The 15611-nt window shown below is 57.3% G+C and carries 13 protein-coding genes; 9 read left to right on the top strand and 4 right to left on the bottom strand.

The window, feature by feature from the left end; all coding sequences use genetic code 11:
- Positions 1-22: 22 nt before the first annotated feature.
- Positions 23-1744 carry a ShlB/FhaC/HecB family hemolysin secretion/activation protein gene (locus AC2AXP_RS05935; RefSeq protein WP_484381476.1) on the bottom strand — a complete coding sequence of 574 codons (1722 nt, stop codon included), beginning with the start codon at positions 1742-1744 and terminating at the stop codon, positions 23-25.
- 342 nt (positions 1745-2086) lie between these two features.
- On the opposite strand from AC2AXP_RS05935, the gene AC2AXP_RS05930 reads away from it, so the two are divergent.
- From AC2AXP_RS05930 to rsxC, 4 genes are all read left to right on the top strand, one after another.
- Positions 2087-2524 (top strand): DUF2569 domain-containing protein, encoded by a 438-nt coding sequence (locus tag AC2AXP_RS05930; protein ID WP_004963358.1) that lies wholly within the window; start codon positions 2087-2089, stop codon positions 2522-2524.
- 148 nt (positions 2525-2672) lie between these two features.
- On the top strand, positions 2673-3254 hold the full coding sequence (gene rsxA, locus AC2AXP_RS05925) for an electron transport complex subunit RsxA (protein WP_004963360.1): 582 nt from the start codon (positions 2673-2675) through the stop codon (positions 3252-3254).
- On the top strand, positions 3254-3829 hold the full coding sequence (gene rsxB / locus AC2AXP_RS05920; protein WP_004963363.1) for an electron transport complex subunit RsxB: 576 nt from the start codon (positions 3254-3256) through the stop codon (positions 3827-3829). The genes rsxA and rsxB overlap by 1 nt, the downstream gene beginning before the upstream one ends.
- Complete coding sequence (rsxC, locus tag AC2AXP_RS05915) at positions 3822-6170, top strand: electron transport complex subunit RsxC (protein ID WP_484381475.1); 2349 nt, start codon at positions 3822-3824, stop codon at positions 6168-6170. The genes rsxB and rsxC overlap by 8 nt, the downstream gene beginning before the upstream one ends.
- A gap of 27 nt (positions 6171-6197) precedes the next feature.
- Here rsxC and AC2AXP_RS05910 read toward each other — a convergent pair whose 3' ends face one another.
- Positions 6198-7091, bottom strand: coding sequence for a helix-turn-helix domain-containing protein (locus AC2AXP_RS05910; protein WP_004963369.1), 894 nt, complete (start codon positions 7089-7091; stop codon positions 6198-6200).
- Between the two features lie 367 nt (positions 7092-7458).
- Between AC2AXP_RS05910 and rsxD the strand changes: the two genes are divergently transcribed.
- From rsxD to dtpA, 5 genes are all read left to right on the top strand, one after another.
- A complete protein-coding gene (gene rsxD / locus AC2AXP_RS05905) occupies positions 7459-8544 on the top strand; it encodes an electron transport complex subunit RsxD (protein ID WP_449145479.1) in 1086 nt (361 codons plus the stop codon).
- A gap of 9 nt (positions 8545-8553) precedes the next feature.
- A complete protein-coding gene (gene rsxG / locus AC2AXP_RS05900; protein WP_039992135.1) occupies positions 8554-9183 on the top strand; it encodes an electron transport complex subunit RsxG in 630 nt (209 codons plus the stop codon).
- A complete protein-coding gene (locus AC2AXP_RS05895; protein ID WP_004963381.1) occupies positions 9180-9878 on the top strand; it encodes an electron transport complex subunit E in 699 nt (232 codons plus the stop codon). Before rsxG ends, AC2AXP_RS05895 begins: the two co-directional genes overlap by 4 nt.
- Positions 9878-10519: an endonuclease III gene (gene nth / locus AC2AXP_RS05890; protein ID WP_004963383.1), complete on the top strand. Its 642-nt coding sequence runs from the start codon at positions 9878-9880 to the stop codon at positions 10517-10519. The genes AC2AXP_RS05895 and nth overlap by 1 nt, the downstream gene beginning before the upstream one ends.
- A 594-nt stretch (positions 10520-11113) precedes the next feature.
- Entirely contained in the window at positions 11114-12631 is a 1518-nt protein-coding gene (dtpA, locus tag AC2AXP_RS05885; protein WP_039992136.1) for a dipeptide/tripeptide permease DtpA, read from the top strand.
- Positions 12632-12697: 66 nt separating this feature from the next.
- On the opposite strand, the gene AC2AXP_RS05880 is transcribed toward dtpA, so the two are convergent.
- Together AC2AXP_RS05880 and AC2AXP_RS05875 are read right to left on the bottom strand one after the other, a co-directional pair.
- Positions 12698-14782 carry a prolyl oligopeptidase family serine peptidase gene (locus tag AC2AXP_RS05880; protein ID WP_273867974.1) on the bottom strand — a complete coding sequence of 695 codons (2085 nt, stop codon included), beginning with the start codon at positions 14780-14782 and terminating at the stop codon, positions 12698-12700.
- A gap of 169 nt (positions 14783-14951) precedes the next feature.
- Entirely contained in the window at positions 14952-15548 is a 597-nt protein-coding gene (locus AC2AXP_RS05875) for a helix-turn-helix domain-containing protein (protein WP_050763127.1), read from the bottom strand.
- Positions 15549-15611: the final 63 nt, after the last annotated feature.

The following is a 15611-nucleotide window of genomic DNA, read 5'->3' as shown; positions in this document are numbered from 1 at the left end:
CTCGCTATCACAGCCCGACGCGTCAGATTTCCAGATTAAGACTAAAGCCGCTGGTCACGCTCGAGGTAACGAAATGGTCCGGTTTATAGACCGGCACCCCGGCAAACAGGTCGTAACTGAAGCGCCCCCATAAGGTGCCGCGCAGCCCTATGGCGCTTCCCGCCAGTTGGTGCCCGACCAGATAGCGGGTCCCTGGGCCATCTACCCGCCCGTAATCCAGCGCGGCGTACAGTTCGTGGCCTCGTGCCAACAGGTTCCAGGCCAGTTCGTTGCGCCATTGCAGCCCCTTCTCGCCGGAGAGCATCTGTTCACCGTCAAACCCGCGTACCGTATAACGCCCGGCAATCGCCAGACGGTCCTGTGGCGTCAAGGCGTGCTGGCTCCATTGAGCACGCAGGCTGGTGTAATAGCGCCAGGGTTGCGTGCCCAGCGCAAAGGGCTGGTTCAGGCTGATATCGCCCATGGCAATCCCGCGGCGCGCACTGCCGCCATGATAGGATTCTTCCGGTGCCGGCAGGGCATTGAACGCGCCAGTCCCACGACGCCAGTTGATATTGGCATCCAGCGTGGTGCTAGCAAGGTAGCTACGCTGGTTCAGCCCCAGTTCCCAACCGGCGGTGCGACGTTTTTGCGATACGATGTCGATACCATCGACGGCATTGCTGGAGTGCTTGCGGTAACCACGCAGATTGAGCGTGATCTTGTGCGACCGATCGCGGTACAGCAGCCGCGAGACGCTCAATTGAATATTGTCGCTGTTGCCGCTGTAGGTCAGTACCTCATTGGCGTTGGCGATATTCTGGTGATAGGTGTAGTCGTTGTAATTGGCAGCCAAGCCCCAGTATCCCAACGGGAAAAAGTAGTTCAGCGTATGGGAGCGATTGCCGAAAGGGCCATGTTGCAGCACGTCTTTGCCAATATTGGCGTAGAACAGATCGTTCTGGGCAAATGGGGCGTCAAGCGCCAGGGTCGCCGAGGCCAGGTAACGACCGGTACTTTTGGAACCACTGTCGTCCAGCCCCAGACCAAGACGCACCGGCCGCCCTTCTTGCCAACTGACGACCAAATCGCTGGTCGACTCCTGCCGACCAGGCTCAATCTTGATGTCGGCAGCGGCGCTCGGCACCCGCCTGAAATTCTCCAGCCCCTGCTCGATATCGCGCAGGTTGAGGATCTTACCCGTGCCCGTCGGGAACGCATTCCATAATCGCCCTCGCCAGGAGACCGGTGCGCCAAAGCGAATGTCGCCAATGCGCCCGGGCTGGAGACGTAACCGGAGGATCCCATCGGTCAGGTTCTGCTCTTCGGCCATAACCCGGGTGGTGACGTAGCCTTTGGCCAGAATGGCGTTTTGGACCTTATTAATCACCAGCAGTATTCCTTGGCCACCCAGACAGCGCCCCCTGGCGTCATCAACCGCATCCAGCGCCCACTGGAAATCGCTGGCCGCGTCACCGTCGAGTTGCAACCTGTCGACAGGAAAGCAGGGACGTTCGTGAGTCGGGTAATCAGGCAGGACGGCGCCAGGCGGTGTCAGCCGGACATCGCTATCGGGCGTATTCTGTTGCTGTAGGGCACGCTCCCGATCCTGTTGCCGGCTTTGCTGCCGAGCATCAATAAGCGCGGCCTGTGCAGGTGCGGCAAGCGGCGGCACCTCGTTCCCCGAGGGGATGGCAACCGCAACGCCGGGTGTAGCAAATAGGCCCAGCAGTAGCGCTGCAAGCCGATGAGTTACTGAGTCCATTCAGAGAGTCCTGGCTATTTTTTCGGCATCTTAAAAGTGCTATCGCCAATTCACAAGCCAAAGACACATGAAAAAATAAACAATAAAAACAATAAGAAATGAGAACATTCTTAAATATTGACATTAAATTTTTAGAAAATAATACATACCTCCGTCATGTATTATCTCCATAGCCAATGGCAGTATGAGATGCTGGGTTTTACTGAGATTATACTGATCACAAAAATTGTAAAAATGCCACGCTGCGCACATCCTCGCCGACAGCACGCATGGGGATGACGAGGCGATAATTACCCGCTACTCTATGCCGCTTGTTGCCTTGACCGTTTCCAGGAAGCCGTTATGTCCTCTATTGAATACAATCGCATCGGCGGTTGGCTGCTGGCCCCGATGGCCTATCTGATCGTTACCCTGCTGAGCGCCAGCCTGATGCTATTGCTGTACGGCATGGCGATCGTCGCCCCGGAGTCCCGCGAATATCTGATGACCAATGCCCAGGCCTTCAGCCTGCAATGGTACTTTTCGGTGATCACCACCCTTGCCATGTGGGCGTTTACCCTGTGGCTGCTGTGGCTGTTCTGCCACCGTTCGCGCCGCTTCCCGAAACTGTTCCTGCTGTGGCTGTTGATTACCGTGCTGCTGGCGATCAAGGCGTTCGCCTTTTCGCCAATCCCCGACGAACTGGCGGTACGCAGCCTCGGCTGGCCACTGTTGATGGCGGCGCTATTGGTGCCCTATATCAAGCGCTCGCAACGGGTCAAGGGGACCTTTACCCAATAAACGCGCGGGCGAAGGCACGATTTGTACGCCAAGGCGTGCAAATTTTGACCAATTCGTAGCAAAAAGGGTATTATCCCTGCGATTCATATGTTGTCGTTATACCGCTGATTCCCGATAATAAGCGGCTTTTCTTTTTTTAGGCGTTGCAATGACCGAATACCTGCTCCTTTTTGTCGGCACCGTACTGGTGAACAACTTTGTCCTGGTGAAGTTTCTCGGCCTGTGTCCGTTTATGGGCGTTTCCAAGAAACTGGAGAGCGCCATTGGCATGGGCATGGCGACCACCTTCGTCATGACGATGGCGTCGATCAGCTCCTGGGTCATCAATACATTTATTCTGGTGCCGCTGGATCTGGTGTACCTGCGCACGCTGTCCTTTATTCTGGTCATCGCCGTGGTGGTGCAGTTCACCGAAATGGTGGTGCGCAAGACCAGTCCGGCGCTGTACCGGCTGCTCGGCATCTTCCTGCCGCTGATCACCACCAACTGCGCGGTGCTTGGCGTGGCGTTGCTGAATATCAATCTTGGCTATAACTTCCTGCAGTCTGCGGTATACGGCTTTAGCGCCGCAGCGGGCTTCTCGCTGGTGATGGTGCTGTTTGCCGCCATCCGCGAACGTCTGGCGGTGGCTGACGTTCCGGCGCCGTTCCGTGGCTCGTCTATCGCCCTGATCACCGCCGGACTGATGTCGTTGGCCTTTATGGGCTTTACCGGGCTGGTGAAATTCTAATGAGTGCGTTGTGGATTGCCGTTGCGGCACTGAGCGCCCTTGGGTTGCTGTTTGGTCTGGTGCTCGGTTTCGCCGCGCGCCGCTTTGAGGTAGAAGAAGATCCGGTCGCCGAACAGGTGGACGAAATCCTGCCGCAGAGCCAGTGCGGTCAATGTGGCTATCCCGGCTGCCGGCCGTATGCCGAAGCGGTGGCCAATGGCGAAATGATCAACAAATGCGCGCCTGGCGGCGAGCAGGTGATGCTGAAGCTGGCGGAGCTGCTCAACGTCGAGCCACAGCCGCTGGATGGCGGCGAAGAAGTGGCACAACCGACGCGCAAAGTGGCATTTATCGACGAAGCCAACTGCATCGGCTGCACCAAGTGCATCCAGGCTTGCCCGGTGGATGCCATCGTTGGCGCTACCCGCGCCATGCATACGGTAATTACCGATCTGTGCACCGGTTGCGACCTGTGCGTTGCGCCCTGCCCGACAGACTGTATTGAAATGAAACCGGTCGCCACCACTACCGCCAATTGGAAGTGGGATATGAACACCATCCCTGTGCAAGTCATTCACGTGGAGCAACATGTTTAATCTGTTCACCGCCTTCAAAAAAGATCGGATTTGGGATTTCGACGGCGGGATCCATCCACCTGAAATGAAAGAGCAATCCAGCGGCGTACCGCTGCGTACGGCACCGCTGCCTGATATTTTCATCATTCCGCTGCAACAGCATCTGGGGCCGGAAGGCGAGCTGATCGTGCAGGTCGGCGATGCGGTGCTGAAAGGCCAGCCGCTGACCGTCGGCCGTGGGCGAACGCTGCCGGTGCATGCACCAACCTCCGGCACGGTCATCGCCATCAAGCCACATATCACCGCTCACCCGTCCGGACTGGCGGAACTGTGCGTGATGATTCGCCCTGACGGTGACGATCGCTGGTGCGAACGCACGCCGTTGGTCGACTATCGCCAGGCGCCTGCATCCGAGATCGTTGCGCGTATCCATCAGGCCGGCATTGCCGGGCTGGGCGGCGCCGGTTTTCCCACCGCCAGTAAACTGCAGGGCGGCGCGCATGGCGTGGAGACACTGATCCTCAATGCCGCCGAATGTGAGCCCTATATCACCGCCGACGATCGCCTGATGCAGGAGCATGCCGATCAGATACTGCAGGGCACCGAGATCCTGCGCCATCTGCTCCAGCCCAAAACCACGCTGATCGGCATTGAGGATAACAAGCCGCAGGCCATCGCCGCGCTGGAACTTGCGCTGCGTGAACACCCACACATTGCGCTGCGGGTGATCCCCACCAAATACCCGTCCGGCGGCGCCAAGCAGTTGACCAAAATTCTCACCGGCAAAGAGGTACCACACGGTAAGCACTCTTCTGCTATCGGCGTGTTGATGCAAAACGTCGGCACCGCCTTTGCCATCAAGCGCGCCATTATTGATGGCGAACCGTTGATTGAACGCGTTGTCACGCTGACCGGCGACGCGCTGAGCCAGCCCGGTAATCTGTGGGCGCGCATCGGCACCCCGGTCGAGCATCTGTTGGCATTTGCCGGCTTCCAGCCGCAGCCGCAGCAGATGGTGGTGATGGGCGGGCCGCTGATGGGCTTCACCCTGCCAGCGCTCAATGTGCCGATTGTCAAAATCAGCAACTGTCTGCTGGCACCGACGGTGGACGAAATGGCGCCACAGGAGCCAGAACAGTCTTGCATCCGCTGCGGGCTGTGCGTGGACGCCTGCCCGGCCGGTTTGCTGCCACAGCAGCTCTATTGGTTCAGCCGCGGCCAGGAGCACGACAAAGCGCGCAATCACAACCTGTTTGACTGTATTGAATGCGGCGCCTGCGCCTACGTGTGCCCAAGCAATATTCCACTGGTGCAGTATTACCGGCAGGAAAAGGCCGAGATCAAGGCCATCGATCAGGAAGCGGCACGCGCCGCCGAAGCCAAGGCGCGTTACGAAGCCAAACTGGCGCGGATGGAACGCGAGAAACTGGCGCGTGAACAGCGTCACAAGAAAGCGGCGGTGAAACTGACCGATGACGATCAGAGTGCCGTACAGGCTGCGCTGACGCGTGTTCGCAGCAACAGCACCGCCGCCGAAGGCAGCGCGCCAGGCGGGCAGGAACCGGACAATAGCGCGGTGATTGCCGCCCGTGAAGCGCGCAAAGCGCTGGCGCGGGAACGCAAGGCACAGCAGCAGACCGATGCCGCCGCGCCGGCTGTAACCGAGGCTGCTGCACCGCAGCAAGAGGATCCGCGCAAGGCCGCCGTGGCCGCCGCCATCGCCCGCGCCAAAGCCAAAAAGGCCGCGCAGCAGCCACAACAGGCAACCCCGGCTGCAGCCGAGACTGCCGCGCCGCAAGAAGACGATCCGCGCAAGGCCGCCGTGGCCGCCGCCATCGCCCGCGCCAAAGCCAAAAAGGCCGCGCAGCAGCCACAACAGGCAACCCCGGCTGAAGCCGAGGCTGCCGCGCCGCAAGAAGACGACCCGCGCAAGGCCGCCGTGGCCGCCGCCATCGCCCGCGTCAAAGCCAAAAAGGCCGCGCAGCAGCCACAACAGGCAACCCAGGCTGCAGTCGAGGCTGCCGCGCCGCAAGAAGACGATCCGCGCAAGGCCGCCGTGGCCGCCGCCATCGCCCGCGTCAAAGCCAAAAAGGCCGCGCAGCAGCCACAACAGGCAACCCCGGCTGCAGTCGAGGCTGCCGCGCCGCAAGAAGACGATCCGCGCAAGGCCGCCGTGGCCGCCGCCATCGCCCGCGTCAAAGCCAAAAAGGCCGCGCAGCAGCCACAACAGGCAACCCCGGCTGAAGCCGAGGCTGCCGCGCCGCAAGAAGACGATCCGCGCAAGGCCGCCGTGGCCGCCGCCATCGCCCGCGTCAAAGCCAAAAAGGCCGCGCAGCAGGCGCAAACCGAGAAAGAGAATTGAGATAACGCCTTGCAGGATGCAAGGCGCTTAGTCGATAGAGATCAGGTAGGTGTAGTTGACGTTAATCTGGCGCATTTTGGCATCCTGCTGCCACTGCGCAAGATCGATGATTTCCATTTCAATGCTGCCCTTCACTTTATGGCGCAGGCCTGGCATCACATGGGTAATCAGGTAGGAAAAAAACTGCACGCACTCTTTTGCCGTCCCTTGATGGGTAATCGAAATATATTCACGCTCGGGCAGATGAATGTTATCGATCTGATGACCGGAAAGAATATCCTTACGATGCGGCTGCTCTACCGCCATGGTATGCACCGCAGAAAATTCACCGTAATCACAGCTGCGAGCCGAATGGATGCTGTAGACCTTATGGCAGTCAACGCTTAATCCCTTAAAGAAGTCGTTGAAAATTTCATCTTTCATCGCCATACAGGAAGCATGCTCCATGCCTTCCCTTACGTCAAAATCCAGCCGCCGCGTAAACCCCGCCAGCTGCATCTCCGGCAGCGTCAGTCGCTTCACTTCCGGGTAATAGCCCTTTTCGTACTGTGCCTCGAAGTTAAAACGCGGCATCAGGTTTTTTACGTCCCATTTGTCCATCGAACGGTAGCGGTTTGGAGTAGTGCCAAACCGCTGCTTGAACATGCGCGTAAAGGTTTGTTGCGAGTCGAAGCCCAACTCATCAGAAATATCAATAATTGAACGACGAGTGATACGCAACGCCACGGCCGCGCGCGTCAAAATACGTGAGCGGATATAGGTTGCCAATTGGATACCGGTGATCCGTTTGAACTTGCGTTGCAGATGCCACTTGGAATAGCCGGATATCCGCGCTACTTCGTCAAGATTTGGCCGTGTTTCCAGATGTATTTCGACCCACTCAATCAGCTCTTCAATAAAAAAAACGTCTTCATTTGTCATTATTATTCATTCACTAACTTAATAATACTCGGGATAATAACCTAGATGGATTATGCAGAAGTTGTTATTTTGTGCGAATAAATGTACCAAAATAAACATCTTGTCATTAGGGATATTGCACATTTGACGTGGTTTTAACGCCAGGCAGCTCACTTTAACATCAAGCTAACGCAAAACGCTGGCGAAAAAAACCACACAATTCTCTTGCCAACGCCACAACGCGTGCTAAAAATCCGATAACCCCAATATCATTGCGTATTACCCTACCGGCGAATGAGGTAGAATGCTGCGCTATCATTTTCCCTGCGCCCGTTAAGCGGCGTGTTGAATCTGCCGTTGACGCGGCAAAGACAGGTGTAGTTACTCTATGAAGTTCAGGCCGATAAAACAGACCGCTGCCAAAGGCTTACATATCGCCAGTTCCCCTTTCACCCATAATCAGCAGAGCACCAGCCGCATCATGCTATGGGTGATGCTGGCCTGCATTCCGGGTTTGGCCGCGCAGCTATGGTTCTTCGGTTACGGCAGCCTGATTCAGGTTGCTCTGGCCATGATCGTCGCTCTGCTGGCTGAAAGTGCCATTCTGGCGCTGCGCAAACAGCCGGTGCGCGCGCGTCTGGCCGACAACTCGGCCATACTGACCGCGCTGCTACTCGGTATCAGCCTGCCGCCGCTGGCACCGTGGTGGATGATCGTCATCGGCACCCTGTTCGCCATCGTTATTGCCAAGCAGCTCTATGGCGGTTTGGGGCAAAACCCGTTCAACCCGGCCATGGTCGGCTATGTGGTGCTGCTGATTTCCTTCCCGGTGCAGATGACCAGTTGGTTGCCGCCGGAGACGCTGCGCGCCACCGCGTTATCATTCCCTGACGTGTTGCTGGCCATTTTCAGCGGCCACACCGGCCAGGGCGCCACGCTGCACGAACTGCAAATGGGCATTGACGGCATCAGTCAGGCGACGCCATTGGACGGTTTCAAAACCGGTCTGCGCAGCGGGCATTCGGTTGAGCAAGTACTGCAAACGCCGATTTTCGGTGCTGCGCTGGCAGGCATCGGCTGGCAATGGGTCAATCTCGGCTTTCTGGCCGGCGGGCTGTTTATGCTGGGGCGCAGGCTGATCCACTGGCAGATACCGTTCAGCATGCTGGCAATGTTGGCACTGTGTTCCGGCATCGCCTATCTGCTGGATCCCGCCCATCAGGCATCGCCGCTGATCCATCTGTTGTCTGGTGCAACGATGCTGGGTGCCTTCTTTATAGCCACCGATCCGGTCAGCGCCTCCACCACCCCACGCGGCCGCTTGATTTACGGCGCGCTGATCGGCCTGCTGGTATGGTTGATTCGCGTCTACGGCGGTTATCCGGACGGCGTCGCGTTTGCCGTGCTGCTAGCCAATATTACCGTGCCGCTGATCGACCACTACACGCAACCGCGCGTTTACGGTCATCGTTAAGGAGCCATGATGCTGCAATCAATGAGAAAGCATGGCACGACGCTGGCACTGTTTGCCGCCGTGACCACCGGCCTGACCGCGGTAGTCAACACGCTGACGCAAAAAACCATCGCTCATCAGGCCGCCCTGCAACAGAAAACCCTGCTTGATCAGGTGGTGCCGCCCGAGCACTATGATAACGATATGCAGTCCGAGTGTTACCTGGTGAGCGATCCGGCTCTCGGCAATGCCCTTGCGCACCGCTTGTATCTGGCGCGCAAACAGGGGCAGCCGGTTGGCGCCGCGCTGGAAACCACCGCACCGGACGGCTATTCAGGAGCCATCAAACTGCTAGTCGGCGCCGACTTTAGCGGCAACGTGTTTGGCAGCCGGGTGATTGAGCATCACGAGACACCGGGGCTGGGCGACAAGATAGAACTGCGCATCAGCAACTGGATCACCGTGTTCAGCGGCAAGAAAATCGACGGCCCGGACGATAAACGTTGGGCGGTGAAGAAGGACGGCGGCATGTTCGATCAGTTTACCGGCGCCACCATCACCCCGCGCGCAGTGGTCAATTCCGTGCGCCGCACGGCGTTGTATATGGAAACGTTGCCGCCTAAACTAGCCACATTACCTGCCTGTGGAGCCGGCGAATGAGCGAAGCAAAAGAGTTAATGATTCAAGGGTTGTGGAAAAACAACTCGGCGCTGGTGCAGCTGCTCGGGCTGTGCCCGCTGCTGGCGGTCACCTCAACCGCCACCAACGCCCTGGGACTGGGACTGGCGACCACGCTGGTACTGGTGATCACCAATGGCTCCATCTCCGCCCTGCGTCGCTGGGTGCCAAGCGAAGTGCGTATTCCGATCTACGTGATGATCATCGCCGCTGCGGTCAGCATCGTGCAAATGCTGATCAACGCCTATGCCTTTGGTCTGTATCAATCGCTGGGGATCTTTATCCCGCTTATCGTTACCAACTGCATCGTGGTCGGCCGTGCGGAGGCGGTCGCGGCACGCAAGCCGGTCGGGCTGGCGCTTATTGACGGCCTGTTCATCGGCCTGGGCGCTACCGGCGCCATGTTCGTGCTAGGTTCGATGCGCGAACTGATTGGCAACGGCACGCTGTTTGACGGCGCCGATATGCTGTTAGGCAGTTGGGCCAAAGTGCTGCGTATCGAAGTGGTGCATTTTGACAGTCCGTTCCTGCTGGCCATGCTGCCGCCGGGGGCGTTTATCGGTCTGGGGCTGATGCTGGCGGTCAAATATGTGATTGATGAAAAAATGAAGGCGCGCAAAGCCCAAGCCGTGGCTCACCAGCCGACGCTGGAAAAAGGACAGCCAGAGAAAGCCTGATGAATAAACAAAAACGCCTGGAAATTCTGACCCGTTTACGCGACAACAACCCGCACCCGACTACCGAACTGGTATTTACCACGCCGTTTGAACTGCTGATCGCCGTGCTGTTGTCGGCACAGGCGACCGACGTCAGCGTCAACAAGGCCACCGCCAAGCTGTATCCGGTGGCCAATACGCCAGCGGCGATGCTGGCGCTGGGGGTCGACGGCGTCAAGGAATACATCAAGACCATCGGCCTGTTCAATAGCAAGGCCGAGAATGTGATCAAAACCTGCCGTATCCTGCTGGAACAGCATGGCGGCGAGGTGCCAGAGGATCGCGCGGCACTCGAGGCGTTGCCCGGCGTTGGTCGAAAAACAGCAAACGTGGTGTTGAATACCGCCTTTGGCTGGCCCACCATTGCGGTAGATACCCACATCTTCCGCGTCAGCAATCGGACGCGCTTCGCACCGGGTAATACCGTCGAACAGGTTGAAGACAAGCTGCTGAAAGTAGTGCCGGCGGAATTCAAGGTCGACTGCCATCACTGGTTGATCCTGCATGGTCGTTATACCTGTATCGCCCGCAAACCGCGCTGCGGTTCCTGCATCATCGAAGATCTTTGCGAATACAAGGAAAAGGTCTATCCCGACGCCTGATGCTGCCGGCGCAATGTGCGCCGGGATCGCTGTGGCCGTTAGCGGCTCTTTTTTATTGAAAATGTGATGTTGCTCAGTAGTAACCACGGTGTTTTTACGGATTTCCGTCTAAAATCACGATTTCACTTAATTTCAAGCGAAAATTTAGTCAAAAATTGCGCATGACATCACAGTTTTCAATTCACAACATATTAACAACCGCATAACTCCTTCCTCACTGTTTCACTAATATTGCAGATTGGCATTTAGGCATGAGATAGCAACGCCTATTGAACGACATGCAATCGCATGAACCACAAAATGGTAAAATAGCAGAACATATCACTACACCGACGGTGCATATCTTTTAGACAAAACAAAAACTCGACAAATGAAATAAATGCGAACGTTAATTCTGCATAACATTTGCAACATCGTTGCATAATGCCACAAACGTTATATGTAACCGAATATGTCAAACTGCTTGCCACGCCGTTTAAGATAGTGAACATTAACCGCCGTCATCCCATCCTATAACAACGCATAAGGGTGCAGTCCTGCATCAACTTGTGCATTTCCCGTCCTTTCTGACGGGCTGTGAAAAAAGAGGTACCAGTGTCAACAGCAAACAACCAACATCAGGAAGGCGTCAGCTTAAACGCCTTTAAACAACCCAAGGCGTTCTATTTGATCTTCTCGATCGAACTGTGGGAGCGTTTCGGTTATTACGGCCTGCAGGGCATCATGGCGGTTTATCTGGTCAAGATGCTTGGCCTGAGCGAAGCCGATTCAATTACGCTGTTTTCGTCTTTCAGCGCGCTGGTGTATGGCTTTGTCGCCATCGGCGGCTGGCTGGGGGATAAAGTGCTCGGCACCAAGCGTGTCATCGTCCTCGGCGCGCTGGTATTGGCGGTAGGCTACGCCATGGTAGCCTACTCCGGCCACGATATTTTCTGGGTTTACCTCGGCATGGCGACCATCGCCGTCGGCAGCGGTCTGTTCAAGGCCAACCCGTCCTCTTTGCTGTCTACCTGTTACGAAAAAGACGATCCGCGTCTCGATGGCGCTTTCACCATGTACTATATGTCGGTGAATATCGGCTCTTTCATGTCGATGCTGGCAACGCCCTGGCTGGCAGCCAAATACGGCTGGAGCGTCGCGTTCTCGCTGAGCGTGGTCGGGATGCTGATCACGCTGGTCAACTTTATGCTGTGCCATCGCTGGGTTAAACAGCACGGCTCCAAACCAGACTTCAAACCATTGCATCTGCAAAAGCTGCTGATGGTGCTGGTCGGCATCGTCGCACTGGTCGCTCTGTCCAGCTGGCTGCTGCACAATCAGGTAATTGCCCGCTGGGCACTGGCGATTATCTCCGCCGGTATCGTGATCGTGTTCGCCAAGGAAACCTTTGCCATGCACGGCGCAGCGCGTCGCAAAATGATCGTAGCGTTCCTGCTGATGCTGGAAGCGGTGGTGTTCTTCGTGCTGTATAGCCAAATGCCAACCTCATTGAACTTCTTTGCCATTCATAACGTTGAACACAACATTCTGGGCCTGGCGTTCGAACCCGAGCAGTATCAGGCGCTGAACCCGTTCTGGATCATGCTGGCCAGTCCGATTCTGGCGGCACTGTACAATAAAATGGGCGATCGCCTGCCGATGCCGCACAAGTTCGCGTTCGGTATGTTCCTGTGCTCCGGTGCGTTTCTGGTGCTGCCATGGGGCGCCAGCTTCGCCAACGAACAGGGCATCGTTTCCGTCAACTGGCTGATCCTGAGCTACGCGCTGCAAAGCGTCGGTGAGCTGATGATCTCGGGCCTGGGGCTGGCGATGGTGGCCCAACTGGTACCACAACGCCTGATGGGCTTCATTATGGGTTCCTGGTTCCTGACCACCGCGGCTGCAGCGCTGATTGCCGGTAAAGTGGCAGGTCTAACCGCCGTACCAAGCGACGTGAACGATGCGCATGCTTCATTGGCGATTTATAGCCATGTCTTTATGCAGATTGGTATCGCTACCGGCGTTATCGCCATTCTGATGATGCTCACCGCGCCGAAGCTGTACCGCATGACGCTGGATACCGCGGAAGACACCGAACAGAAGGCGCAACAGGCGACTACCGCCGCGCGTTAATCGGTATGACGCAACCAACGTCAACGGGGCCATTATTGGCCCCGTTTTTTTTGCCGTCGCCGGCGTTTAGCCCACCGACCTGGCCTGCAGGGTCTGCCAGATAAACTCGCTCACCAGCGCAGCATGAAACGCCGACTGCTTTTTGTCGGCCGCGGCACTGTGCCCACCGGCGGTATTCTCGTAAAAATAGGCTTGTTGGTATCCCATCTGTTGCATCCGTGCCGCCATCTTGCGGGCATGCGACGGATTGACCCGATCGTCACTGGTGGCGGTGAGAAATAACGTCGGCGGGTATGCCACGCCCGCCTTGATGTTGTGGTACGGCGAAAAGGCCTGCAGATACGCCCACTGTTGCGCGTCGCGCGGATCGCCATATTCTGCAATCCACGACGCCCCGGCGGAAAGCTGGGTATAACGCTGCATGTCCAGTAACGGCACTTCACACACGATACAGCCAAACAGCTCCGGGTACTGCGTCAGCATATTGCCCACCAGCAACCCGCCGTTGCTGCCGCCGCGCGCAGCCAATTTTTGTGACGATGTCACTTTGCGCGCAATCAGATCCTGCGCCACTGCGGCAAAATCCTCATAGGCACGGTGGCGGTTCTGTTTCAGCGCCGCCTGATGCCAGGCCGGGCCGTACTCGCCACCACCGCGAATATTGGCCACCACGAATACCCCGCCACGCTCCAGCCAGGTAGGCGCGTTGCTGCCGAGATAGCTGGGTTGCAGCGAAACCTCGAAGCCGCCATAGCCATACAGCAACGTCGGGTTGTTACCGTCCAGTTTGAGACCGCTGGCGGCAATCTGAAAATACGGTATCCGCGTTCCGTCTTTGGAGCGCGCAAAGTGCTGACTGACCTGATAACCGCTGGCATCAAAGTCCTGCGGCCCCTGCTTGAGCAATGCCGGCTCACCATCATCCAGGTTGCCGAGATACAGCGACGTGGGCTGCAGAAAGCCGCTGACGGTCAGAAAATAGTCGTTGGTTTTGTCGTCAATGCCGCCTGCAGACAGCGTGCTGAGCTTGCCAGGCGTGCCCAGCGGACGCGTCTGCCAACCGCTGCCTTGCGGTGTCAGCACCTCCAGCCGGTTAACCACGTCATCCATGATACTGACGATCAGATGGTCGCGCGTGGTAGCGTAGCCGCTGAGCGCCATGCGTTCGCTCGGCGTAAACAGCACGCTCAACTGGCGTTTCCCCGCCAGATAATCGGCAAAATTCGCCGCCAGCAACGCACCACTTGGGTAGGTTTTATCCCCCAGCGACCAGTCACTGCCAAGTCTGATCAGCAACCATTCACGGTGACAGCCCAGTTCGGCATCCGTCGGCACCTCAATCTTGATCCGTTGGCCTTTGGCGTCCAGCAGGAAGGTTTCCTGATGATAAAAATCCATCATGCGCACGATAAAGTCACGCTCAAAGCCCGGCGTATCGTCGTGATAGGCGTAAGCGCGCATATCTTCTGGCTGCGCCTGATAGAGCGTTTCCGCGCTGTCGAGTGGCGTGCCGCGCTGCCAGCGCTTAACCACCCGTGGGTAACCGGACTGGGTCAGCGAATCGGGGCCGAAATCGGTGGCGACAAACAGATGCTGGTAATCTGCCCATGACACCACGCTTTTGGCCACCGGCAGCGTAAAACCGTCGCTGACGAAGCGTTTCTGTTGCAGATCAAATTCCCGCACCGTCACCGCATCGCCGCCGTCCGGTGAGAGTTTCAACAAGGCGTAACGGTAATCGGGTGCCAACGGCGTTGCGCCATGGAACACCCACTCCTGTCCTTCTGCCTTGCCAAGCGCATCGATATCCAGCACCGTTTCCCAGGTTGGTTGTGCCTTACGGTATTCCTGCAGTGTGGTACGCCGCCACAGCCCGCGCGGGTTATCTCGATCCTGCCAAAAGTTGTAGTAATCATCGCCGTATTTGGCGACCCAGGGGATTTGGCTGTCTTTATTCAGAATATCCAGCACCTGTTGTTCCAGCCGCGGGAAATCCGTGCCCTGTGCGAAACGCGCCAACGTGCGCTGGTTCTGCTGGGTTACCCACTCCAGCGCCGGTTGACTGTGCAATTGCTCCAGCCACAGGAATTGATCGGCGTTGGGCTGGTCTGCCGCCATGGCCAGGCGGATACTGTTCGGCAATGTCGTCATGGCAATTACGGCTCCTGCGGTTTGTGCGCTGAGTTTAATAAATTGGCGTCGATTGGTGACTGGCAATTCAAGCTCCTTTTGCTGCCTGGTCGGCGTTGATTAGCCGCTGCATGTCCAGCGACATAAATGAGAGTGGTTATCAACAAATTAAGCGTTTCCCCACAGGCTGTCAAAACTCTCGCTGCGCAATGGCCGCTGGGGATGCGTTCACCGGGTAATGGATCAGATCATGAAAACGCACCGCTCTTTGGCTGGTGTTGCGATAAACGTGCGGGCAATCTGCCTGAAAACGAATCGCCTCGCCGGCCGCCAACCGCGTCCACTGCCCGTCGATTGCCAGATCCAGCAGGCCGTCAATCACCACCACATGTTCTATCACCCCCGACTCATGGGGCGAAGAGGCGCTGGTGGCACCGGCGGCCAGTACAATGTCGAACATGTCAAAACCCAGTTGCCGATCGTAAGGAAACAGCGGCATCACCCGCATACTGGCGTTGGCCTGATCGAAAACCGGTAAATTTCCGTGACGGTGTAACATGGTTTGAGACGCTGGCTGCGCCCCTTCCAGAAACACCGAGAAGGCGACGTTGAAACCGGTGGCGATTTTCCATAGCGTGGCCACCGTCGGACTGGACTCGCCACGCTCAATCTGCCCAAGCATGGCTTTGCTGACGCCGGTGTGCTCCGCCGCCTGCGCCAAACTCCAAGCGCGCTCCGCGCGCAGATGCTTCAGCGTGTGCGCCAGGTGATTGGTCAATTCCTGCATGATTTGCTCCTGTTTTTCGGCGATTATAGCCCCTTGTGCGCTATAACGCACGGTGCTATGCTC

It is taken from the genome of Serratia sp. Sp408, assembly GCF_057180665.1.
The sequence above is the reverse complement of the archived record's forward strand: the minus strand, read 5'-3'. Positions and strand labels throughout refer to the sequence as shown.